At 56.2% G+C, this 22,841-nt stretch carries 23 protein-coding genes and 1 tRNA gene; 18 read left to right on the top strand and 6 right to left on the bottom strand.

Going from position 1 to position 22,841, the window contains the following annotated elements:
- Nucleotides 1-31: 31 nt before the first annotated feature.
- From GHO25_RS20660 to dctM, 6 genes are all read left to right on the top strand, one after another.
- Complete coding sequence (locus tag GHO25_RS20660) at nt 32-1,414, top strand: MmgE/PrpD family protein (protein ID WP_153392094.1); 1,383 nt, start codon at nt 32-34, stop codon at nt 1,412-1,414.
- Nucleotides 1,411-2,616, top strand: coding sequence for a CaiB/BaiF CoA-transferase family protein (locus GHO25_RS20655; RefSeq protein ID WP_153392092.1), 1,206 nt, complete (start codon nt 1,411-1,413; stop codon nt 2,614-2,616). Before GHO25_RS20660 ends, GHO25_RS20655 begins: the two co-directional genes overlap by 4 nt.
- 35 nt (nt 2,617-2,651) lie before the next feature.
- On the top strand, nt 2,652-3,479 hold the full coding sequence (locus GHO25_RS20650) for a CoA ester lyase (RefSeq protein ID WP_153392090.1): 828 nt from the start codon (nt 2,652-2,654) through the stop codon (nt 3,477-3,479).
- Nucleotides 3,480-3,543: 64 nt separating this feature from the next.
- Complete coding sequence (locus GHO25_RS20645) at nt 3,544-4,536, top strand: TRAP transporter substrate-binding protein (protein ID WP_153392088.1); 993 nt, start codon at nt 3,544-3,546, stop codon at nt 4,534-4,536.
- Nucleotides 4,537-4,681: 145 nt separating this feature from the next.
- The gene (locus tag GHO25_RS20640) at nt 4,682-5,320 is read left to right on the top strand and encodes a TRAP transporter small permease (RefSeq protein ID WP_048370054.1); all 639 of its coding nucleotides are present in this window, start codon (nt 4,682-4,684) and stop codon (nt 5,318-5,320) included.
- Nucleotides 5,317-6,597, top strand: coding sequence for a C4-dicarboxylate TRAP transporter large permease protein DctM (gene dctM / locus GHO25_RS20635; protein ID WP_153392086.1), 1,281 nt, complete (start codon nt 5,317-5,319; stop codon nt 6,595-6,597). The genes GHO25_RS20640 and dctM overlap by 4 nt, the downstream gene beginning before the upstream one ends.
- Before the next feature lie 78 nt (nt 6,598-6,675).
- Here the strand turns inward: dctM and GHO25_RS20630 are convergent, their stop codons facing one another.
- Nucleotides 6,676-8,004: an OprD family outer membrane porin gene (locus tag GHO25_RS20630; protein ID WP_082148729.1), complete on the bottom strand. Its 1,329-nt coding sequence runs from the start codon at nt 8,002-8,004 to the stop codon at nt 6,676-6,678.
- 291 nt (nt 8,005-8,295) lie between these two features.
- Here GHO25_RS20630 and GHO25_RS20625 point away from each other — a divergent pair, with 291 nt between their 5' ends.
- Both GHO25_RS20625 and GHO25_RS20620 read left to right on the top strand, forming a co-directional pair.
- The gene (locus GHO25_RS20625; protein ID WP_048370061.1) at nt 8,296-8,706 is read left to right on the top strand and encodes an NUDIX domain-containing protein; all 411 of its coding nucleotides are present in this window, start codon (nt 8,296-8,298) and stop codon (nt 8,704-8,706) included.
- Nucleotides 8,707-8,794: 88 nt separating this feature from the next.
- Complete coding sequence (locus tag GHO25_RS20620) at nt 8,795-8,995, top strand: hypothetical protein (protein ID WP_153392084.1); 201 nt, start codon at nt 8,795-8,797, stop codon at nt 8,993-8,995.
- A gap of 98 nt (nt 8,996-9,093) precedes the next feature.
- Here GHO25_RS20620 and GHO25_RS20615 read toward each other — a convergent pair whose 3' ends face one another.
- Complete coding sequence (locus GHO25_RS20615; RefSeq protein ID WP_153392082.1) at nt 9,094-9,465, bottom strand: hypothetical protein; 372 nt, start codon at nt 9,463-9,465, stop codon at nt 9,094-9,096.
- A 224-nt stretch (nt 9,466-9,689) separates the two neighbouring features.
- Here GHO25_RS20615 and GHO25_RS20610 point away from each other — a divergent pair, with 224 nt between their 5' ends.
- Together GHO25_RS20610 and GHO25_RS20605 are read left to right on the top strand one after the other, a co-directional pair.
- Nucleotides 9,690-10,268, top strand: a complete 579-nt coding sequence (locus GHO25_RS20610; protein WP_153392080.1) for a hypothetical protein — start codon at nt 9,690-9,692, stop codon at nt 10,266-10,268.
- Nucleotides 10,265-10,705 (top strand): hypothetical protein, encoded by a 441-nt coding sequence (locus tag GHO25_RS20605; protein WP_153392078.1) that lies wholly within the window; start codon nt 10,265-10,267, stop codon nt 10,703-10,705. The genes GHO25_RS20610 and GHO25_RS20605 overlap by 4 nt, the downstream gene beginning before the upstream one ends.
- A gap of 234 nt (nt 10,706-10,939) precedes the next feature.
- Here the strand turns inward: GHO25_RS20605 and GHO25_RS20600 are convergent.
- A tRNA-Leu gene (locus GHO25_RS20600) sits at nt 10,940-11,026 on the bottom strand.
- A 554-nt stretch (nt 11,027-11,580) separates the two neighbouring features.
- Here GHO25_RS20600 and GHO25_RS20595 point away from each other — a divergent pair.
- The 3 genes from GHO25_RS20595 to GHO25_RS20585 are packed head-to-tail and all read left to right on the top strand — an operon-like array spanning nt 11,581 to nt 12,883.
- Nucleotides 11,581-11,793 carry a hypothetical protein gene (locus GHO25_RS20595; RefSeq protein WP_153331013.1) on the top strand — a complete coding sequence of 71 codons (213 nt, stop codon included), beginning with the start codon at nt 11,581-11,583 and terminating at the stop codon, nt 11,791-11,793.
- Between the two features lie 40 nt (nt 11,794-11,833).
- Nucleotides 11,834-12,433, top strand: coding sequence for a disulfide bond formation protein B (locus GHO25_RS20590; RefSeq protein WP_153392076.1), 600 nt, complete (start codon nt 11,834-11,836; stop codon nt 12,431-12,433).
- Nucleotides 12,434-12,466: 33 nt separating this feature from the next.
- Nucleotides 12,467-12,883 carry an Ivy family c-type lysozyme inhibitor gene (locus GHO25_RS20585; protein ID WP_372240955.1) on the top strand — a complete coding sequence of 139 codons (417 nt, stop codon included), beginning with the start codon at nt 12,467-12,469 and terminating at the stop codon, nt 12,881-12,883.
- Nucleotides 12,884-12,956: 73 nt separating this feature from the next.
- Here the strand turns inward: GHO25_RS20585 and GHO25_RS20580 are convergent, their stop codons facing one another.
- On the bottom strand, nt 12,957-14,177 hold the full coding sequence (locus tag GHO25_RS20580) for an EAL domain-containing protein (protein ID WP_178110165.1): 1,221 nt from the start codon (nt 14,175-14,177) through the stop codon (nt 12,957-12,959).
- A gap of 227 nt (nt 14,178-14,404) precedes the next feature.
- Between GHO25_RS20580 and GHO25_RS20575 the strand changes: the two genes are divergently transcribed.
- The 3 genes from GHO25_RS20575 (at nt 14,405) to GHO25_RS20565 (ending at nt 16,806) form a co-directional block, all read left to right on the top strand.
- Nucleotides 14,405-15,451, top strand: a complete 1,047-nt coding sequence (locus GHO25_RS20575; RefSeq protein ID WP_153392069.1) for a DMT family transporter — start codon at nt 14,405-14,407, stop codon at nt 15,449-15,451.
- Between the two features lie 61 nt (nt 15,452-15,512).
- Complete coding sequence (locus GHO25_RS20570) at nt 15,513-16,100, top strand: DedA family protein (protein WP_153392068.1); 588 nt, start codon at nt 15,513-15,515, stop codon at nt 16,098-16,100.
- 169 nt (nt 16,101-16,269) lie between these two features.
- A complete protein-coding gene (locus GHO25_RS20565; RefSeq protein WP_153392066.1) occupies nt 16,270-16,806 on the top strand; it encodes a DUF4174 domain-containing protein in 537 nt (178 codons plus the stop codon).
- 132 nt (nt 16,807-16,938) lie between these two features.
- On the opposite strand, the gene punR is transcribed toward GHO25_RS20565, so the two are convergent.
- Nucleotides 16,939-17,889, bottom strand: coding sequence for a DNA-binding transcriptional activator PunR (punR, locus tag GHO25_RS20560; protein ID WP_153392064.1), 951 nt, complete (start codon nt 17,887-17,889; stop codon nt 16,939-16,941).
- 117 nt (nt 17,890-18,006) lie between these two features.
- Between punR and punC the strand changes: the two genes are divergently transcribed.
- The gene (gene punC / locus GHO25_RS20555; protein ID WP_153392062.1) at nt 18,007-19,191 is read left to right on the top strand and encodes a purine nucleoside transporter PunC; all 1,185 of its coding nucleotides are present in this window, start codon (nt 18,007-18,009) and stop codon (nt 19,189-19,191) included.
- A gap of 85 nt (nt 19,192-19,276) precedes the next feature.
- Here punC and GHO25_RS20550 read toward each other — a convergent pair whose 3' ends face one another.
- The gene (locus GHO25_RS20550; RefSeq protein WP_153392060.1) at nt 19,277-19,972 is read right to left on the bottom strand and encodes a pirin family protein; all 696 of its coding nucleotides are present in this window, start codon (nt 19,970-19,972) and stop codon (nt 19,277-19,279) included.
- Between the two features lie 269 nt (nt 19,973-20,241).
- Here GHO25_RS20550 and GHO25_RS20545 point away from each other — a divergent pair, with 269 nt between their 5' ends.
- Nucleotides 20,242-22,719 (top strand): UvrD-helicase domain-containing protein, encoded by a 2,478-nt coding sequence (locus GHO25_RS20545; protein WP_178110164.1) that lies wholly within the window; start codon nt 20,242-20,244, stop codon nt 22,717-22,719.
- Nucleotides 22,720-22,841: the final 122 nt, after the last annotated feature.

The raw sequence follows: 22,841 nt of genomic DNA, 5'->3' as shown, positions 1-22,841 counted from the left end.
ACGGTCTTTCGTCTTTCATGGGGAACGCTGCATGAGTCAGCACACGCAAGCGCTTACAGAATTTTTGGCCAATTTGCATCACGCGCAGTTGCCTGAAGCGGTCATTGATCGCACTGAAGAGTTGTTTCTCGACTGGCTGGGCTCGGCCCTGGCCAGCCAGGGTATGCACCCGATTCCGCTGTTCGAGCGCTATGCCGCGATGATGGGCCCTACCAGCGGCCCGTCCGGTATTTTGGTCAACGGCACGACCACTTCTGCGTATTTCGCTGCTTTGGTTAATGGCGCCAGCTCGCACCTGGTTGAGCAGGATGACCTGCACAACAGTTCGGTGCTGCACCCGGCGACCGTGGTGTTCCCGGCAGTGCTGGCGGCGGCTCAGGCACTGGGTAAAACCGGGCGCGAATTGATCGTTGCGGCAGTGGCCGGGTATGAAGCGGGCATTCGTATCGGTGAGTTCCTCGGGCGCTCGCACTACCGCATCTTCCACACCACCGCCACGGTGGGCACGCTGGCGGCGGCGGTGGGTGTCGGCAAGCTGATGGACTTTAACCAGGAACAATTCACCCACGTACTCGGCACGGCCGGTACTCAGGCGGCAGGCTTGTGGGAGTTCTTGCGTGACGCCGCAGACTCCAAGCAATTGCACACCGCCAAAGCCGCTGCCGATGGCCTGCTGGCTGCCTACCTGACGGCTGAAGGGCTGAGCGGCGCACAGAACATTCTGGAAGGCGAGCAGGGCATGGCGGCCGGTATGTCCTGCGATGCGCAGCCAGGCAAGTTGTCAGACGGTTTGGGCACACGCTGGGCGCTGGTAGAAACCTCGTTCAAGTTTCACGCCTCGTGCCGACACACGCACCCGGCCGCCGATGCACTGCTGGCGCTGATGCAGCGCGAGCAACTAGGCGCTGAGGACATCGCAGGGGTCATCACGCGCGTGCATCAGGGCGCCATCGATGTGCTGGGCCGTGTGCAGGTGCCGCAGACCGTGCATCAGGCCAAGTTTTCCATGGGCACGGTGCTGGGTTTGATCGCTGTGTATGGCAAGGCCGGATTGCCGGAGTTTCATCAATACGCGCTGACCGATTCGCGGGTGAGCGATGTGCGCGACAAGGTGCGCATGGTGCTGGACGAGGAAGTCGACGGGGCGTATCCGCAACGCTGGTTGGGCCGGGTCGAGGTCACCACGCTGGCCGGTCAGACCTTGTACGGGCGCATCGACGAGCCCAAGGGCGATCCGGGCAATACCCTGAGCCGCGCTGAACTGGAAGACAAATTTCGCCGCCTGCTGGCGTTCTCCGGGGCACGCACTGACGAGCAGGCGACTGGCCTGATCGGGCTGGTCTGGAACCTGCGCGAACTCGATGACTTAAGCGCGTTGACGCGAACCACAACCTTTGCCGGGAGCGCAGCATGAACGACAACACCACCAAACCCCGCCCGCTGGACGGCATTACCGTGGTTAGCCTGGAGCATGCCATCGCTGCGCCGTTCTGTACCCGGCAGTTGGCCGATCTGGGCGCACGCGTGATCAAGGTTGAACGCCCTGGCTCCGGTGACTTTGCCCGCGACTATGACGAGCGCGTCAATGGCCTGGCTTCACACTTTGTTTGGACCAATCGCTCCAAAGAGAGCCTGACCCTCAACGTCAAACAAGACGAGGCCGGGCAGGTGCTCGACAAGCTGCTGAGCACTGCTGATGTGTTGGTGCAGAACCTTGCACCGGGCGCCGCGCAACGCATGGGGCTGTCGTTTGCTGACCTGCATGAGCGCTTCCCGAGGTTGATCGTCTGCGATATTTCCGGCTACGGCGAAGGCGGGCCTTACGAGCAGAAAAAGGCCTACGACCTGCTGATCCAGAGCGAGGGCGGTTTTTTGTCGGTGACCGGCGGGCCAGGTGAAAACGAGATGGCCAAGGCCGGCTGTTCGATCGCTGACATTGCCGCAGGCATGTATGCCTATACCGGCGTGCTCTCGGCATTGTTGCTGCGCGACAAAACCGGCGAGGGCAGCCGCGTCGATGTGTCGATGCTGGAAAGCCTGGTGGAGTGGATGGGCTACCCGCTGTATTACGCCTACGAAGGCGCGCCGCCACCGCCCAGAGCGGGCGCCGCGCACGCGACGATTTACCCCTACGGACCGTTCCCCACAGGGGATGGCGGGACGGTGATGCTCGGCTTGCAGAATGAGCGTGAATGGCAGCAGTTTTGCGACAAGGTGTTGCTGCGACCTGACCTTGCGCGCGACTCGCGCTTTAATGCCAATGCGCGACGTTCAGAGAACCGTGCCGAGTTGCGGGCCCTCATCGTTGAGACGTTTGCCCACATGACGGCTGAACAGGTGATTACACGGCTGGACTCGGGGTTGATTGCCAACGCCCATGTCAACGACATGGCCGGGGTCTGGGCGCATCCACAACTGCAGGCGCGTGATCGCTGGCGTGAAGTGGTCAGCCCGTCCGGCAAGTTGGCGGCGCTGCTGCCGCCGGGTCGTAACACGGCATTCGAGCCGCGTATGGATCCGGTGCCGGGGTTGGGCGAACACACCGACAGCGTGCTGGCGGAGTTGGGTTACAAGGCGCATGACATTCAGCGCCTACACGAACAAGGAGCGGTGTGAGGCAGGCGCCTCACACCCCCTGCATGGAGCAGTTCATGGACAGAAGTACTATTCGCTCGGCACTGTTTGTGCCGGCCACCCGGCCAGAGCGCATCGACAAAGCGCTGGGCAGTGGCGCCGATGCGGTCATCGTCGACCTTGAGGACGCTGTGGCGGAACACCTCAAGGTTGAAGCGCGCAACAATCTGCAGGCGTATCTGGAGGCTAAGCCACAGGCGCGCATTCTGGTGCGTATCAATGCGCCAGCGCATGAGCAGCAGGCCGCTGATCTGGCCTTATGTGCTCGCTACCCCGGCGTGGTCGCCGTGCTGCTGCCCAAGGCCGAAAGCGCTGAGCAGGTGGAGCGGGTGGCGGCTTGCGCCAAGCCCGTGTGGCCCATCATCGAGAGCGCCAAAGGCCTGCTTGAGTTGCCGGCCATTGCCCGTGCCCACGGGGTGGCGCGCTTGAGTTTTGGGGCGCTGGATCTGGGCCTCGACCTTGGCTTGATGAGTGGCACTGCTGGCGCCCAGCGCATGCTCGATCAGGCGCGCTACGCCATTGTCTTGCACAGCACACTGGCGCACTTGTCGCCGCCGCTGGACAGCGTTTTCCCCGACATTAAAAACACCGAAGGCATGACCTGCATGGCTGCCGATGCCCGGGACATGGGCTTTGGCGGCTTGCTGTGCATCCACCCCAGCCAGGTGGCACTGATTCACGCGGCTTTTATGCCCGGCCCTGAAGAGCTGGACTGGGCGCGCCGGGTGCTGGATGCGGTGGCGGCTGGCGGCGGGGTCTATGTGGTCGATGGGCAGATGGTTGACGCGCCTGTCATCGGCCATGCCCGCCAGGTATTACATCGAGCCGGCGTGACGCCTGCCTGATTCAAAAGCATCACCACGAAAAACTAAGCACGACCAAACAATAACAACAAGAGGTACATGCCCCATGTTTAAACACACCCTCAAGGCTTTGGCCTGCGCCCTGCCACTGTATGCCGGTCTGGCAAGTGCGGCAGATCCCATCAGTATCAAATTCGCCCACGTAGTTGCCGAACACACGCCCAAGGGGCAGGGCGCCCTGATGTTTAAAAAGCTGGCTGAAGAGCGCCTGCCTGGCCAGGTCAAGGTCGAGGTGTACCCGAACTCGTCGCTGTTTGGTGACGGCAAGGAGATGGAAGCGCTGTTGCTCGGCGACGTGCAGTTGCTGGCGCCATCGCTGGCCAAGTTTGAGCATTACTCCAAGCCGATCCAGATCTTCGACTTGCCATTTCTGTTCAACGACATCAATGCGCTCGACCGCTTCCAGCAGAGCCCTGAAGGCCAGGGGCTGCTCAAGTCCATGGAAAGCAAGGGCATTACCGGCCTTGGTTATTGGCATAACGGCATGAAGCAATTGTCGGCCAACAAGGCGCTGTACGAGCCCAAGGATGCACGCGGCCTGAAGTTCCGGGTGCAGGCATCGGCGGTGCTGGATGAGCAGTTCAAGGCGTTGCGCGCGGCACCACGCAAGATGAGTTTTGCAGAGGTGTATCAAGGGCTGCAGACCGGGGTGGTCAACGGCACTGAGAACACCTGGTCTAACTATGAAAGCCAGAAGGTCAACGAGGTGCAGAAGTACTTCACTGAGTCTGACCATGGCGCCATCGACTACATGGTGATCACCAACACCAAGTTCTGGAACAGCCTGCCAGAGAATGTGCGCACGTCACTGGATCAGATCATGACTGAGGTCACGGTCGAGGTGAACAAACAGGCCGAGGAACTGAACCAGGCCTCCAGAAAAACCATCGTCGATTCGGGCACCAGCGAAGTCATCACCCTCACACCTGAACAGCGCGAAGAGTGGCGTGAAGCCATGCGCCCGGTCTGGAAAAAATTCGAAAAAGACATCGGTGTCGACCTGATCAAGGCAGCGGAGCAATCCAACCAAAGCAGTTAAGACCTGAAGTGCCGCCGGTAATCGCACAAGCGCTTGCCGGCGGCAGCGTCAATGGCTAAAGCGACAGCCTGCAAGGTCTGTCGCGCCTTGGCTTCATTGGTTTTAGTCGTCGCTTTGCGACCGCTCTTTCAAGGGGAGATTACCCATGCAGGCATTTTTTCGTGTCTGGAATCGTGTGGAAGAAGTACTGGTGGCATTCCTGCTTGCAGGCATGACCCTGGTGACGTTCTCCTACGTGGTCTTCAACAACCTTTACGGTGTTTTTTATTCTTTGGGCGATTCTCTGCCCTTCGCCAACGACGCCATGCTCAGCATCGGCGACGGCATTCTGTATATCGCCCAGGAGATGACCTGGAGCGTGGCGCTGACCAAGGCCATGTTCGGTTGGCTGATCTTTGTCGGGTTGGCCTGGGGCGTGCGCATTGGCGCGCATATCGGTATCGATTTGCTGGTACGCCAGTTCAGTCCTGAGAACCAGCGGCGCGTGGCGTTGCTTGCCTTGGTGATCTGCCTTGGCTATTGCGCACTCATGGCTTACTCCAGCGAACAGTGGGTCGCCACGCTCTATGCCGTCGGCACCAGCGCTGAAGACCTCGACCGTTTCGGTATTCGCCAGTGGCAGATCGTAATGATCGTGCCAATCGGCTTTGCTTTGATGTTCCTGCGCTTTCTGCAGGTGTTCATTCGCGTCGTGCAGGGCAAGCAGCAAGGGCTGGGCTTGCACAGTGAAGTGGATGAGGCCGTGAAACTGGCTGAAAACGACACCTCGGAGAACGCCAAATGACTATCAGCTTTCTATTTGTCGCTCTGTTCGTGCTGATGTTTATCGGCATCCCGGTGGCGATTTCCCTGGGCTTGTCCGGGGCCATGACCATCCTGTTCTACAGCAACGACTCAGTTCGTTCCCTGGCCATCAAGCTGTTCGAAACCAGCGAGCACTACACGCTGCTGGCCATTCCGTTCTTCCTGCTGTCTGGCGCCTTCATGACCAGCGGCGGTGTGGCCCGTCGCTTGATCGACTTCGCCAACGCCTGCGTGGGGCATATCAAGGGTGGCCTGGCGATTGCGGCGATCATGGCCTGCATGCTGTTTGCGGCGCTCAGCGGGTCTTCACCGGCAACCGTGGCCGCTGTGGGTTCTATCGTGATTGCCGGGATGGTGCGCTCTGGCTACAAACAGGAGTTTGCCGCCGGTATCGTGTGTAACGCCGGTACGTTGGGCATTCTGATTCCGCCGTCGATTGTCATGGTGGTTTACGCCACCGCGACCGAGACCTCGGTGGGCAAGCTGTTTATGGCCGGTGTGATTCCGGGGCTGTTGCTGGGTGTGGTGTTGATGATCACCATCTACATCCTCGCGCGGGTTAAAAACATGCCCGCGCTGCCGCGAGCGTCGTTCAAGGAAATCGTCACCGCAGGTCGCAAAGCGGGCTGGGGCTTGATGCTGATCGTGATCATTCTGGGCGGTATTTATTCCGGCATGTTCACCCCGACCGAAGCTGCGGCTGTAGCAGCGGTGTATGCGGCGTTTGTGGCGATCTTCATCTACAAGGACATGACCTTTCGCGAATGCCCGAAGGTGATTGTCGAGGCGGGCAAACTCAGCGTGGTGCTGATGTTTATCATCGCCAACGCCATGCTGTTTGCGCACGTGCTGACCACCGAGCAGATCCCGCAGTCGATCACCGCCTGGGTGGTTGAGCAGGGCTTTACACCGATTGAGTTCTTGTTGGTGGTCAACGTCGTGTTGCTGGTGGCGGGTACCTTTATGGAGCCGTCCGCGATCATCCTGATCCTGGCGCCGATCCTGTTCCCGATTGCCATGCAACTGGGCATCGACCCGATCCACCTGGGCATCATCATGGTGGTGAACATGGAGATCGGATTGATCACACCGCCAACCGGGCTCAACCTGTTTGTGACCTCGGCGGTCACGGGCATGCCGCTGACCCGTGTGGTGCGTGCGGTGTCGCCGTGGCTGCTGGTGATGCTGGCGTTCTTGATACTGGTGACGTACGTGCCGTTTGTGTCGCTGGCACTGCCGAACTGGCTCGGCATGTAAACGCTGCTGTAAAGCTAAAGGGCCTGCACGCGATAAGCGTGCAGGCCCTTTTTTGTGGCTGCTGACGGGGTGTGTCGACTACCAGAGTGGAACCACGTAGCTGACATACAGACGGTTTTCGTCTTGCACGGTCGCGCCAGTAATGTCCGGGCTGGCGTGAGCATTTCGCCAGGTCACACCCAGCCCTTTGAAGGTGCCGGTAGGGATCTGGTAAGCGAGGGTGACGTTGCGTTCCCACTCGCTGGTGGTGCCTTGCGCAGTACGGATGTCATCACCGTGGGCATACGACGTGGCGAAGGTCAGGCCGTTTACGCCCAGCTTGCTGAAGTCATATTTGTACTGCGCCAGCCAGGTGCGTTCGCCCGCATGCTGGAACTTGTTCAGTTGCATGTTGGTGAGGGCCGGAGTGTCGGCGCCCGAGCCTGGACCTTGACGGTTGTCGCCGCTGTTCAAGCCGGAGTCCAGGTACGGGAAGTCGCTGTCGCCGCTGTTTTTCTGGATGCCCAGACCCACGGTGTGACCATCCAGGGTGTAGCTTTCGAGCAGGCTGACGGTGGACTGGTTGATACGGCCCTTGGAGGCGCCATTGTCATACAGGCCGGCAGCGGCATAGTCTTTGTCGCCATCGGCGTTGCCGCCCACACCCAGGCTGCGGTACAGACGGATGTCGGTGTCAAAGGCACCTACAGCCACCGCGTCATGGCGCTTGGCGCCGAGGAAGAACTGCTGGTAGTAATCCTCAAGGTTGGAATACCACAGGCTGACGGTGGTGCCCGGCAAGCCGGTGTAGTCGGCGCCACCGAACAGGAAGCGATCGCTTTCTTTGGTACCGCCAGCGGTGATCATGCCCTGATCGCCGGTTTCGTTACGGATCTTGGTCTTGAGAATGTCACCCGCAGTGAAGGTGAAATCCGTCAGGTCCTTGGACACCAGTTGCACACCGGTGTTGGTCTGCTGATACAGGCGCCCGTCAGTGTTGGCCAGGACCGGGTTGTTGCCGTACAGCGTACCCACACGCAACTCATCTTTAGCGAAGCGCATTTTGAAGGTAGGGCTCAGAACGCCGAACTGATCGGCAGATTTGCCATCATCCAGCGGGAACATACTGCCCGGATAACGACCCTGATGAGACTTGTCGTTGAGGTCACCACCGGAGTCCAGCTTCAGACCATAAAACCCCTGCAAGTCCAGACCAAAACCAACCGGACCTTCGGTGTAGCCAGACTTGAAGTTGAATTCAAAGCCCTGGCCCCAATCGCGAATGCTGTGGGCCTTCGCGTTGCTGTTAACTACATCGCGACCCTGTTGATTGAGGTAACGGTTAAGCAGGGTTAGATCGGCGTGACTGTCATCGATAAAGTCGGCGTGTGCTGACAGCATAAAGCTCGCCATGGCGACCCCCACCATAGGGCTTACTAACTTCTTCATTGATCCCGGTCTCCGTCATTATTCTGAAATTAAAGCGTCAAACGCTTCACATAATTAGGCGATTCCTATGTGACAGTTCGGAGTCAAAAGCGGGGTTTGGCAGATGAAATTAAATTTAAGAAAGCCCGTGGATACAGGGGTTTTGCAGGTGTTTTTGAGGTTTTTGGCGAGTGCTGTGACTGCCATCTGGAGGTCGCGCGCGAGGTTGGAATTCGCCATAAACTGCGCGCCCGACACGCCCCTGAAATTCAACAATAAAGGAGTCATTGCATGACAGCAGACAAAGCGTGCCCGGTGGTCTTACGACGTGCTCAAACGCTGGAAATCCTTGCGTTTGAGCACCCTTTGGCAGGCTTACAACTGGTCAAAGGCAGCGTCGAACCGGGAGAGCCGACCGACGTGGCAGCTGTACGAGAATTGTTCGAAGAAGCGGGGATTACCGCCACTGCAAAACACGCTCTGGGCGAGTGGCGATCGACGCTAACGGGGCACACTTGGGCGTTTCATGAATGTCATGTTGACCAGGAACTCCCCGAGACGTGGGCACATTTTGCTGACGATGACGGAGGGCATGAATTCCGGTTTTTTTGGCACCCGTTGATGAGTGAACCGTCAGACAACTGGCATCAGATCTTCAAAGATGCTTTGAGTTTTCTCAGGCAGACCCTCGCCGATACGTAAATTTACACTCAACTATCGGCGGGCCATCGAGTCCAAGTAACTTCGTCTGCTGACAGTTTTACAGCCAACGTCGAAACGGAGGGAGAGAATGAAAAAAATCATAGGCTTGGCAGCACTGACCATCCTGGTCGGATGCTCGGCGAATCAGCCAAAACAGCCCGAACTTAACGACACCCAAGCGTGCATGACCTACCGATCAATGATGACCGCCCCCATGGCCCCGGATGCGATGCAGCGTCAGAGAGAGGCGTGTGAACAGTCGAGGGAACGCCCTGCAGAGATCTTGTAGGAGCTGCCGAAGGCTGCGATCTTTTGATGTTCAAGATCTACAGATCGCAGCCTTCGGCAGTTCCTGCACCACTCATGTTTCGTCAGCCATGATTTGATTCATCTTTCAGCACGGCGCTCGAGCGCAAATATCCAGCGCCGAAGTGGGCCCCAATACGCCAAATCAATCACATCAAAAGTAACCCATACCCGAGTCCTCACTGAAAACGCCTGAATGGCTGGGCTGGGTGAAATTGCAAGCGGATTACTGATCGATACGAGCGATTGATGCGCGCTCCCGATGTAGGGCGAATTTCTGGCGTCCAGAAGGCCGACCTGTAACGTTCCGTTAACGTCCGGAAGGCTCAAGGACAAGGTCTCGCCAGTTGCCAATCGGCCTACACAAGCGCTCTCAAAAAAGACGGCAAGTGGCGCGCTCCGGCCAAAGGCATTGTTTAGAAACCCCTTCTTTCGATGAATGGTGATGTCCATGTGCCGCCCTTCATTGACCGAGTGCACTGAGTATTGGTCAGTCTGACGATAATGGCGAGTCGCTCTTCAACTTAGGGTCGGATTAGTACAGGTGTGCTAATTGAAGAAGAGGGTTTTGATGTTATCGTTTTTCTTGTATTGGTAATGTTCGAAATATTACGTGCTTTGATTAAAAGCAAAAATATTTAACGTCTGCTCATTATTCTGGAAGGTTCGGTAAGTGTATGTCAGGGATATTCAGGTTGGGTGGTGTGCTAATAGTGTTGGCGTCGTTATTGACGGGGTTTAATTCAGTACTGGCCGACAGTAAAGACCCTGTTGGCGACTGGTGGCTTGTTTACAGCGTCGGCACGGGGAAAAACAACATTGTGTTTGTCGCCGACCTCACTTCCATGACACCACCCGTTAAAAAGGACGGTACACAGTTTGTCGAGGTTAGCCAGATCTTCGCTGATCCATCAAAACCGCTGGTGGACGTCTATACAGTTGAAGTTCAATGCGCCAAACACAGGGCTCGTTTTGTTAAAGGCACATCTACTGATCGAGCCAGCAACGTACGTCGGGATCTGGAAGTGTCCAATGAGTGGCTCACGCTGGACGATAATGCACTGTTATACACGTTTGGATTTGTATGTAATCCGCGGGATCGAGTCTTCAACGGCATGTTGTCGTTGGGGAAGTTCACTCATAAAAAGCTGCTGGAAACTATCGCGGAGTTACAAGCACCGCCGAAAACGCCGATGCAAGAGTTGGAGCAGATGTTGGGTAATGATAAGCCGCACGGTCCTGGTGAGATGAAATGAAAGTTTATAAATGGCTTAAAACGGTTTTTTTGATAATGCTAGTGCCCGCTTTTATGTTGGCCAGCGGCTGTTCGTTGATTGCTCAGAATCGCTGGGAAGGTCGCGATGCCCAGGAGGCACTGAATTTATTCGGCAGGCCCGATACGATGAAAGCAACGCAAGATGCTGCTGGAGAGAAACTCGTTGTGATGACGTGGTACAAAACCTCTCAGTGGACGACTACCGAAGCGGCCGGTACATCCATGACCCATGGAGCTAATGGCATGACTCATACGGAATATTATGAGCAAGTGGTTCATGGCTCGGACTGCAAACTGGAAGCGACGGTCAATCAGGCCAAGAAAATAGTCCTGTTTAAAATTCAGGACGGGAAAATACTGCATGGCAAGTGCCAGAATATTCCTTACGTTCCCGGTTATATTCCGCCTGGTTTTTAGGGTGAACGACCAAAACTAACGCCTTGAACAGTGCATGAACGAGGCTAACGAAGCCATCGCTGCGTGAAATTTCGCTAGTGGCAGTCGGGGCGGTCAGACAGCCACTCCAACACGGGCCGCTGCGCTGGCAAGACACCGGAGGGGCGCCAATCAAGAATTCGGAACATCCCATCTTTTTGCGGAACAAAAAACAAAGGGCCTGCACGCCGAAAGCGTGCAAGCCCTTGATTTGTTTGGTGCCCGAAGCCGGAATCGAACCGGCACGTCCTTTCGAACGGGGGATTTTAAGTCCCATGCGTCTACCAATTTCGCCATTCGGGCGGTAGCGCTGTAAAGCGGGTCATGCAGGAGGTGCTTTGACGTGCAAAGTACTCAGTAGCCTGCGTGACAGGTGGACGAATATATAGATCCTGCGACGTTGAGGCAAGTTGGTTAGTGCTTTTTAAGGAAGTTTTTTTGAAATCCCCTCGATTAAAATCGTCGAAAAATCAGAGAGCTAGGGAACTAGCGGAAAGGTTTGGTCGGATTTATCGCGATTGTGTGTAAGACAGAGCGGCTGCTCGGGCTAGCGATTGCTGCGGGTTTGTTTAAAAGCGCATTGGCAGTCGAGGTTTATGGGCCAGGCACAGCCAGCATCCCCTTACAAAAAATATGGCCTGACGGCGAATACCAGCGGCATCGAGGACTAACCTTGAAGCGGATGGTTCTCCAGGTTCGGTGAAGGGTAGAGCGTGAGCACTAGGGCATCTTGCTTTTAAAAAGTGCTGGTCTACCCTGATTTCCTTGGCGTTCTTCAGTTTTGCCATTTAAAGCGAGTCGCCTCTTCGGTAAGCGCTAATGCAGTGCAAGGTTAATCAAAGGGAGTTGATGCCGCCATGATGTTTGTCGTTTTTGCCGTGCTTGCATTGGCGCTGGTTGTGGGGTGGTTTGGTCGCAGGAAGTGGGCGCTGATACTGCTGTTTGTGTTTTTTGTTTTGGCCATCAAGGTATTTCTCTGGGAAATTTATAGCCCGGAATATGGCTACAGAATGCCCTGGATTCAGGTGAATAATGCGGGTGATGAGTTCCCGGCCAGTACACGTGCGTGATCAAGTTTTCTCGAAAACCAGCGATGGAGCGCCGGATGCCATGAGTAGTTTTTCTAATAAAGTAGCGGCAGGGTGGGGTGAGTACGCGTCGCCGCTGCTCTATGTCTATTTGCTGGGGATGATGGCGGTGCTTGCGGGGATATTGACCACTGCCATGACCCTGCAATATGTCGATGGTGAGTTGCCTTGCCCGCTGTGCCTGTTGCAGCGCGCGGCCATGCTGGGTGTTTGTTTCGGGATCATGCAGCAATTGCGGCATGGGTACTCCTGGTTCAATACCGGCATTTGCCTGGCGTTTTCGGTGTTGCTGCTGATTATCTCGGTTCGGCAAACCTTGCTGGATATCTACCCGCGCCCAGGGCATGCCTACGTGGGTAGTGCGGTGTTTGGCCTGCATATGCCGGTCTGGTCAGTGATTATTGCGCTCTGTCTGATTACCGCGATCGCTTTGCAACTGATCATCTGGGGCGCCAATAAGCAGATTGCCGATAAACGCATTGGGCTTTATCCGGGCCTGAAGACTATAGCGTGGGCGCTCAGTTTTTATGTGATTGCAATCGGGGTGGTCAATTTTGTCTCGGTTGGGGTTCAGTGCAAGTTCAATCAATGCCATACCTTTAGTTATCAATTACTGGATTGAACGATGTTGAGTGTGTCGAAAAGGAGTAGATCAGTGAAAACAGCTATTACGTTGGCTTTTGTGGGAGCCTCTTTACTGTCAGGTGTTGCCAATGCACAGACGCCACAATACTTGTTTGATGTGACGGGCAAGAGCCCGTACAAACAGGCCTACCAGGACATGCTGGCATTCCCTGAATGGGTCCGCACCGGCCAAGGCACTTCGACGCCGCTGCAAGAAGTGGTCATCGATGGGCAGAAATACACCCTGGGCCAGATGTGTAAGCCCCATGACTGTGCGGATAATCAGCTGATTGTTATTTTCAGCCCCGACAAGAAAAAAGCATGGGGTTTGTTGGCCGCACGATCGGCTGATGGTCAGTCGTTCAATACACAGCTCCTGGGTGCGCCTGAGGCGGCCATCAAGGAGTATTTGAATAAAACCCTGGCCGAGAATAATCCAGAAGACTAAGCGGTTTGCCACGCAAAGCCGGGCCTGGTTCAGTTTTATTGCGCGCTCAATGAAGCAGGAACAGGCCCGGTTTTTAGTAGGTTGTAGTGTTGTCCAATAAAAGGGTGAGCAGTTGCTCGCCTGTCATAGGAGGGTGGAAGAAATTACCCTGTGCTGCATCAACGCCTAAATGTTGAAGCTGCGCGAATTGTTTCTCTGTCTCAACTTCGTTGGCGATGACTTTTAAATGGAGTGATTTCGCCATGGAGATTATCGAACTGATGATTTGATTTTTTTTGATGGAGCTGTTTGTTAAAGCGAAGTTGGTATTGAGCTTTATTTGTGTGAAGGGCATGTCGGCGAGGATATCGAAAGGTGAGTCACTGGCGCCGAAATTTCCCAGTGATAATCCAACTTGGCAGTTCATGAGTGTTGTGATGTTGTCGATGTATTCGAGACTCATGGGCGTGTCAACTTTGCCTGAAATTTCGAGCGCTATGGTGTGCAGTGGAATGTCGAATATTTTCAATGCTTCCAAAACGTTGCTGGCGAAATGCCTGGATTTCAACAAGGAAGCATCAATGATGTACGTATAAAGAATAGTCGGGTCGATATTCAGGGTGTGGCGGTGCAGTTGAATGGCATTGGACAACGCGCAGGAGAACAATGCCCAGTGAACGATGTGTTCAGGAGTGTCGTGCTTAAAATGGTTGGTACTTAGCCTGTCATAAGCCGGGTGGCTCCAGTGCGCGATAACTTCGATGCCGGTAATCGTTTTCGTCAATGCGCAGTATTGAGGCTGGAAGTAAGCGGTTACACGGTCGGCCTGTACGTCCTGAAAAGGGGGCTGAAAGTCCATGTCCTTATGAAGTATCTGTTTCAGTGTTTCTTGCTCGACACCTGATTTGAATACGTTGTTTTTAGCGATGTCTTTTAAAGTAAGCGCTTTTTTCAGCAGGCTGTGTATTTTGACTTTGCTGATGTCGTCTTCGTAGCGCCCCAAATGATGTTTCTTATAGTGTGTCACCAGGTTGCTTGCGCCCCATTTCATCGGTTTTTCAAGTTTTTCTGATTCGATGACTGAAAAAAATGAAAAGTATTCGCACAGATCCCTCAAGTAGCTGAGTTCTTTGAGTGAATTAAATGAATCGCAGATAACGACATCCAGTTCGACAAACGGAGGCGTGAATGAAGTCGGTTCACTATCGTTCTCGGGTGCATGAATATTAATAATGCCGATCGCCTTCAGTAAACCAGTCAGGGCTTTGGTTTTTACAGGGCTTGCACAAAAAATTACAACGTTCAGGGTATTCATGACCAAACTCTCCTTGTCTATTTTTAATGTAAATAGACAAGGCTCGGGCGTCATTCAGACAATTCCTGTTTTTGTGAGTGCGTACCCGGCTCTGTAGTCCTGTTGTAAAGCGGGAGCAACCTTGGGTTTTGTGAGTGATCCCGCCATAAGTCATAACCAGTGTTAGCTGTCGTTCAGGGCTGCATGGGTAGGCTAGGATGCACTCAGGTCCTGAACGGGTTGGCATCATGAATACCAGCGTGATTTATGCATTGGCTGCGGCCGCACTGTTCGGCGCCAGCACGCCGCTGGCCAAGGTGTTAGGGGCTGAGGTGCCGCCTGTGCTGTTGGCCGGTTTGTTGTATTTAGGCAGCGGAGTGGGCCTGGTGCTGGTGCGTTGTCTACGCGATCGTGGCTGGAAACCTTCGGGGCTGCCTGCTGGCGAATGGCCGTGGCTGGTCGGGGCGATTCTGTTCGGCGGGGTGTTGGGGCCGGTTGCCCTGATGTTTGGCTTGACCCGCACCAGTGGCGCCACCGCGTCGCTGATGCTCAACCTCGAACCGGTGCTGACTGCACTGTTGGCGTGGGTAGTGTTCAAGGAAAATGCTGACCGCCGAATTGTTCTGGGCATGTTGGCGATTATCGCCGGTGGCCTTGTGTTGTCCTGGCCAGCCGAGCACACCCCGGATGTTTCGCAGTCGTGGCTGGGGCCCATTGCGGTGGCGTTCGCTTGTTTATGCTGGGCGGTAGACAACAACCTCACGCGCAAAGTATCGGCTTCTGATTCGTTGTATATCGCCGGTTCCAAAGGCTTGTTCGCAGGTTTGGTGAATTGCACGGTCGCGTTCACATTGGGCGCGCAATGGGTGCCGGTGCAGGTGTTGACGCCAACCCTGCTGATTGGTTTTTTAGGCTATGGCGTGAGTCTGGTGCTGTTTGTGCTGGCACTGCGTGGCCTGGGTGCGGCACGCACCGGGGCTTATTTTTCGACGGCGCCTTTTTTGGGCGCGGCCATTTCGATTCTGGTGTTGGGCGAGTCGGTTTCGCTGCTGTTTTGGCTGGCTGCGGCTTTTATGCTGTTCGGGGTGTGGCTGCACCTGACCGAATCCCATGCTCACCTGCATCAGCATCAACCGCTGGAGCATACGCACCGGCACACCCATGACGAGCACCATCAGCATGAACATGATGGGGATGAACCTGCGGGCATCGCGCACAGTCATACGCATCAACATGCACCGATTCAGCACAGTCACCCGCATTTTCCGGATATTCATCACCGGCACACGCACTGAACAAAGCGCCTCTTGCAGGAAGCAGTAACATTTTTTATTGGAATGGAGCGCCAGAGCGCACATGTTTGAACACATCGATCTAAACCACTTGCTGGTCACTTATGGCTATCTGGCCATCTTTATTGGTTGCCTGCTTGAAGGTGAGACCATCCTGATTTTGGGAGGGATGGCAGCGCACCAACATGTGCTCAAACTGTTGCCGGTGATCGGTTATGCCAGCGTGGCCGGGATGCTCGGCGATCAGTTGTTGTTCTGGGTCGGGCGCTATTTTGGCGAGCGATTGCTGCCCCGACTGCACAAGCAGAAAGCCGCCATCGATCGGGTATCGCAGCTAATCAACCAGTACCCGACGGTGTCGATTTTTTCCGTGCGTTTTCTCTACGGCATGCGCCTGGTCGGGCCGATGGTAATCGGTGCGAGCAAGGTGTCGCCGTTGAAATTCACCTTTATCAACCTGTTAGGCGCAGTGGTGTGGGCAACGCTGTTCGTCAATGCGGGGTATTGGGCCGGGGAGTTTCTGCAAGGCGTTTTTGGCGACCTTAAGCCATACCGTTTGCCGATTGCGCTGTGTGTCATCGGAGTGATGGTGGGTATTGGCCTGATTCGCCATTACCGGGCCAAGCGTCGCTCTGCGGCTAAAACCAACTGATGACTCAGGTATTTCAAGATATTTAGGCGTGGTTGCAATAACTAAACGTGAAAGGCAAAGTCCAAAAGCCCGGTTGCGCCTATGCTTCCTACAACAGGCTCAGCGCTGAGGGTTTCAGGCCCTTGGCGGTACATTCGCGGACCCGGTCCGATAAGAAAAGGAGATCTGGATGTTTATCCGTTTATTGATCCTCGCCAGTGTGCTGGCCACCAGCACGGTCCAAGCCATTGAGGTTCCCAGCCCACTTGAACAGGATCGCGGCAAGTCCCGCCCGTTAGTCATTGTTGCCCTCAAACCGAATGACCCGACACTGGCCGAACTCAAGAAGGAACTGGAGGATCCGGCGATTCAGCAGGGCTTCAAGGACCGCAGTCTGGTGCTGTATGAGGTTGTCGGTATTGCCGGCAAGCGCGATGGCAAAGACCTAGAAACGCAGTCCACGATGTCCCTGATACGCAGTCTCAAGCCAGGGATGATTATTAAGGATGCCAAGGTGTTCCTGATCGGCAAGGACGGAGAGAGAAAATTTGAAGGCGAGGGCGATGCCGACCTGCCTAAATTGTTCGCCACCATCGATGCTTTGCCGGCCAGCGAGAAAGAAATCCAGGCGCCGCCAGAGGCTGTCCCTCCAGAAAAACCGGGTAAAGGCACCAAGCCTGCAAAGCCCGTAAAACCTGCCAAACCCGTTAAGGCACTGGAAGATTAAAAGCGTTTTTCGCGCGCAAAAAAAAGCCCGCTGGGGGGAGCGGGCTGAACGGGATTCACTAAAGGAGTAGGTTCAAATTAGCCCTGACGATGTGAAAGTGGTGTGAAAACCATGTCGTCAAAACGCTAACCTTCATGACCTCTCTGTTTGCGCCTCAAAATCCTGCTCCTCCACGTCCTGTTCGTTGAGCCATTCAAGGTTCAAGGTCGGCGTATCGCCCAAATACTCCAGCAGCCAGCTCATCGCGGGAGACTGGTGAGTCTGGTTCCAGGCGATGCACGAAGGGCTGGAGGGGAATGGCCGTTGCAACGGCAGGGCGACCAGATGACCTTGCGCAATCAAGGGCTTCGCCAGATGCGCAGGCACCATGCCAACGCACAATCCGTCACACAGGCACGCCAGGCCCGTGGCCCAGTCGGGCACCATCATTCGTCGCTGGTTATCCAGTGTCCAGGTGTCGCGCTTGGGCAGGCTGCGCGAGGTGTCGTCCATGCACAATGACGGGTAGGGGCGCAGTTGCTCGTCATTCAACGGGCCCTGAAGTGACGTCAAAGGATGTGCCGGGCTGGCCACGCACAGCCAGTGCAGCGAACCCATATCTCGGAAGGCAAAGCTGGCCGTGACGGGGATTGCCCGGGTCGCGCCGATGACGATGTCCGTACGCCCGTCGACCAGGGCATCCCACACACCGTTATACACCTCGTAATGCACCAGCAATTCCACGTCGGGAAAGTGTCGGTAGAAATCCAGCAGCATTTGCTGGCAGCGGGGTTGTTTGACGATGGCGTCCACGCCGACCCGCAACTGGCCGCTCCAGCCATTGGCCACCTGTTGGCACAGACGCCGGGTGCCGAGCATTTTTTTCATCACATCGCGGGCTTCTTTGACGAACACGCGCCCGGCGGGTGTCAGCTCGACATCCCGGTGACGACGGACAAACAACGGCACAGCGAGCCATTGCTCCAGCTGGCGCACGGTGTAACTGACGGCGGAGGGGACCCGGTGCAACTCTTGGGCGGCGCCACTGAAGCTCCCGTGACGGGCGACTGCATCAATGACATCCAGAGAGTATTCAGACCACATAGCTTGCCTTCGAAATATTTGATGCCATCAGGCAATAATTCTCGCTTCACAAGGCAATCCTCAGCCGGATAATGCGCGTCAGTCAACAAATTGTTTGATGGCAAGTTTTGGGTGCACATGAAGAATTCTTTTGGTTTTACCTGTTATCTCGCCGGGCTGAGCATGCTCGGCTATCTGGCGATGGATATGTACCTGCCCGCTTTCGGCACATTGCGCAGCGAATTGGGCCTCTCGGCCGGGGCCGTGGGCGCGAGCTTGAGTATCTTTTTGGCCGGTTTCGCCTTTGGGCAATTGCTCTGGGGGCCGCTGTCTGACCGCTTGGGGCGCAAGCCGGTGCTTTTGGCGGGCCTGTCCATGTTTGCCCTGGGCTGCGTGGGGATGTTGTTTGTCGACAATGCCGCGCTGTTACTGACCCTGCGGTTTATTCAGGCCATCGGCATTTGCGCGGCGGCGGTCACTTGGCAAGCGCTGGTGATCGATCGCTATCCGTCTGACAAAGCCAACCGGGTGTTTGCCGGGATCATGCCGCTGATGGGCTTGTCACCTGCATTGGCCCCGCTGTTGGGCGCCGTGGTGCTCAACCATTTAGGCTGGCAGGCGATTTTTGCGGTGTTGCTGGGGTTGGCGTTGCTGCTGATCGTGCCGACGCTGCTGCTCAAAGAAAAAGCCCGTAGCGTGGTTAGCACGCCGCAAGCAACTCAGGTCAGCTACTGGAAGCTACTATGCTCGGCGAGTTTTAGCGGCAACGTGATGATGTTTGCGGCGTGCTCGGCGAGTTTCTTTGCCTGGCTGACCGCGTCGCCGTTCATTCTGGGAGACATGGGTTTCAGCCCGAGTGATATCGGCTTGAGCTACGCCTTGCCGACGCTGGCATTTATGGCCGGTGGTTATGGCTGCCGCAGTGCCTTGCAGCGCATCAAGGGCCGCACGCTGTTGCCATGGCTACTGGTGGCGTACTGCGCGAGCATGGTGGGGTTGTATTGGGTGGCGACGCAAACCGAACCGACGTTGGCGACCTTGCTGATACCGTTTTGCCTGATGGCGCTGGTTAACGGTGCGAGCTACCCGATTGTGGTGGCCAATGCACTGATGCCCTTTGCCGGAAACTCGGGCAAAGCGGCCGGGCTGCAAAACACCTTACAGCTTGGCTTGTGTTTTCTGAGCAGCTTGCTGGTGTCGACCTACATCAGTCAGCCGCTGCAAATCACCGTCGAAGTGATGCTGGCGACGGCACCGCTGGCGGTGTTGGGGTATGTCATCCAGCGGCGCAAGGCCAATGCCGAGGCGCTAGCCACGTCCTGAAGCCAACAGTCGCCTGTAGGAGCGAGCTTGCCTCGCGATCTTTTGATCTTCGAAAAGATCGCGAGGCAAATGTGTGTCGGTGATATCAGGCCACATCCACCAGCACGATTTCACTGTCTTCTATCGCCGTCACCCGCAATACGCTTTCGTCGACGATGGCCACGCCATCGCGGGCGTGTGCGCGCAGGCCATTGACTTCAATCACGCCGGTCGCCGGCACCAAATAAGCACGGCGGCCACTGTCCAGGCGGTATTCGGCGCTTTCCCCGGCCTTGAGGTTGGCGGCTACCACGCGGGCGTCAGCGCGGATGCTCAGGCTTTCGTGGTCGCCCTGTTTGCCGCTGGCCAAGGTCACAAAGCCTTCTAGCTGGCCTTTCGGGAACGGTTTGGCGCCCCATGACGGTGCCTGGCCGGCTTGGTCAGGAATGATCCAGATCTGGAAGATCTTGGTCGGTGTCGACTCCAGGTTGTACTCGCTGTGGGCAATCCCGGTGCCAGCGCTCATCACCTGCACGTCCCCGGCCTCGGTGCGGCCTTTGTTGCCCAGGTTGTCTTCATGGCTGATCGCACCTTCACGCACGTAGGTAATGATCTCCATGTCGCGGTGCGGGTGCTGCGGGAAGCCGGTGCCGGGGGCGATGATGTCGTCGTTCCAGACGCGCAGGTTGCCCCAGTTCATCCGTTTTGGGTCGTGATAACTGGCGAACGAAAAATGGTGATGGGCATCCAGCCAACCGTGGTGTGCGCCGCCCAGGGTGTTGAAGGGTCTGAGTTCAAGCATGATTCTTCTCCTGTTCAGGTCGCCGGAAGGGTGTAAACGGTTACCCGATTGATGATGGAGCTGATTCTCCTACATGAACATATCGATAAAAAGCGCAAAAAATGCTTAAAAGCTATCAGTTTATTTGATGTTTCAGGTTGTTTACCTGGTGGGGTTTACCTGCATAACAAGCCCTAAGCAACTGATGCTCAAGCAATTAGCTAGAAATCTGCGCGTAATGCGGCGACCATAGCCTTTGTGCCCAGACAGCCTCACCCCATGGAGTCAGCGTGACGCAACAGACCCCCGAAGTGCCCGAACAACTTGTCCCCCAAGCCCAACTGCCCTGGCTTAAGCGCCTGGCTGCACGCCTGTTTGGCAACGGATTAAGCCGTTTGCGCGCCCAGCATGCAGCGTCGTGGTTACAAGGGCAGGCTGACGGATTTCGCAGCGGGCACACTTCAGGCTTCGATTACGGCTTCAAGGAAGGGCACACCGAAGGGCTGGAAGAAGGGCGGCAAGTGCTGTTTATCAGCGACACCCGCCCGCAGGTACTGCGTGCGCCGGGGATTGATGACAATCTGTTCGACGATTGGCGTCTGCCGTTGAGCCCTGAGTTGAAAAAGCAGATCAAGGCCGATGTCGCGGCGTTGTTGCCCGCGCACGCACAGCCCAGCGCAGCGCAGTGGAAGATGATCTTCAGTGACACCCCGTCGACCTCCGTGGTTGCTGGCGCCGGGGCGGGCAAGTCGACGTCGCTGGTGCTGCGCATCCTGTTATTGACTCACTACCTGGGCTTTGAACTCGACTCCATGACGGTGGTGACCTTCACCCGCGAGTCGCGCAAAGACTTCATCAGCAAGCTGCAAGAGATTTTCGCCTTGTGGGGCCGCACCCTGAGCCTTAAAGAGGCCCGCGATGTGGTTCGGACCTTCCACTCACGGATCTTGCCGATGGTGCGCAGCTTGCCCGGCTATGGTCAGTTGCAGGCCTTCGAAACCCTGAACTCGCGCAGCCTGCTGAGTGAAGACGACGCCGACAGCAACCCGTTTGATCTACGCATCAACGACGCTCAGCGTCAGCAGCTCAATGCCTGTTACCACGGGCTGTACACCCGCGATGCGCGTTTTCGCGAAACACTGGCGCCGTTGTGTCGGCATGCCTTGCAGCTCAAGGAGCTGGAGCGTGATCACCCGGATGTGCAAAAACGCATGGCGGTCACCGAACTGGCAGCCAAGCGCGATGAAGAGCTGTGCGACACCCTTGAAGACTTGTGGTTTGCCGCCGGGGCCTGGCCGATCAAAGGGATTGAGCCGAACCGGGAAACCCTGGAGATCAATGGTTCGAAGTTCCATTGCCACGGGTATATCCCGCAGTTGGATGCCTGGGTTGTGTTGGGCTTTGATCCGCGTGAAAACCCGCAAATCTCCCGGCCCGGGGCCAAACTGACGGTACGTGCCGAGTGGGCTGTAAAGCGAACACTGTTTCGAGCTTTTTGCAGTAAGCCGCTGATTTGGTTAGAAAGTTATGCAGATGCCAAGCGAGTCATTGCTTCGCTGGCAGGAGATGCCAGTGCCGGACCGGGCTTTGATTACAAGCTCAAGGGCGAGCTGACTTCAGCGCCGTTGCTCGATTGTTTTGTTACGGCCGCCAGTTTTATCGAGAATCTGGGGCTCGACGTGGCAGCGGCGGTGGGCGAGATGCGCTTTGCCAAGGATGACCCGGACCGTTTCTTCTTTGAGGCCTTGAGCCTTTACTGGCGGGCGCTGGAAGACCACCTGTTGGCGCAAACGCCGCCGGTGATGACCTACAACCGCATGTTCTCGTTGTTTGGTGAGAACACGCCGCAGAACTTCAAGCTGCTGAGCCACGAGCAACTGCGGCCGTTGTCGCATTTGATGATCGATGAGTTCCAGGACGTATCACCGCAGATCGTCTCGTGGCTGCGCGCCAGCTTGCGTGAAATCCGTAGCCGTGGCCCTGCAATGCACGTCGGGCGGGGCGCTCAGCGTTCCTCGCTGCTGTGTGTAGGCGATGACTGGCAGTCGATCTATGGCTGGCGCGGCAGTTCGCCCAAGTACTTTATGGAGTTCAACAAAGAATTCCCGTCGCCTGCCACCACGCGCGTGATGCTCAGCGATAACTTCCGCAGCCATCAACACATCATCGACGCGGCTGAGCACATCGTGCGCGCGGCGCCGTCGATTGCCGGTAAGCGCGCCAAGGCCAGCGGCGAGCCCAAGCAGCCCGTGCCGGTGAATGTCCTCAATCGGGACGATCAGGATTTGGCCGCCCGATTGACCGAGCATTACAACGCGGGCGATCGGATCTTAATGTTGTATCGAAAAAGCAGCGATAAGTTGCTGATTGAAAAGGATATACAGTCTGTAGTTAATGTGGATTCGAGGTTGGCGCCAGAAGATCGCAGGCTTAAACAACTGACCTATCACAGCTCCAAGGGCCTGCAGGCTGACGCTGTTTTCCTGCTGGGCGATTGCCAGCATCTGACCTCGTCACCGTACAAAAATCAGGTCTACCGCATGGCGGGCCTTGGCAAAGACGGCGAGCCGGACCCTTACGATGCGGCGCAGAAGGACGAAATCCTGCGACTGGCTTATGTCGGTATCACCCGGGCCGTGACGCATTGCTATTGGTATCTGGAAAGCCAGGACGCCCAAGGGCCAAACATGCCCAAGGCCTCTGACCGGATCCCCAAGGGCAAGGCGTTTTTTGAGGACCTACGCGGTTCAAAGGTGACTGCTGGTTAACGTGAACGTGTGGGAGCGAGCTTGTCTCGCGATCTTTTGATCTTTAAAAGATCGCGAGGCAAGCTCGCTCCTATGTATGGACTCGCCCCCCACTGTCAACCCGCTTTTGCCCACTGACACCC

The sequence above is a fragment of the Pseudomonas sp. FSL R10-1350 genome, assembly GCF_009600525.1.
Taxonomy (GTDB): domain Bacteria; phylum Pseudomonadota; class Gammaproteobacteria; order Pseudomonadales; family Pseudomonadaceae; genus Aquipseudomonas; species Aquipseudomonas helleri.
Note: the sequence above shows the minus strand (reverse complement) of the source record. Positions and strands in the feature narration are given on the sequence as shown.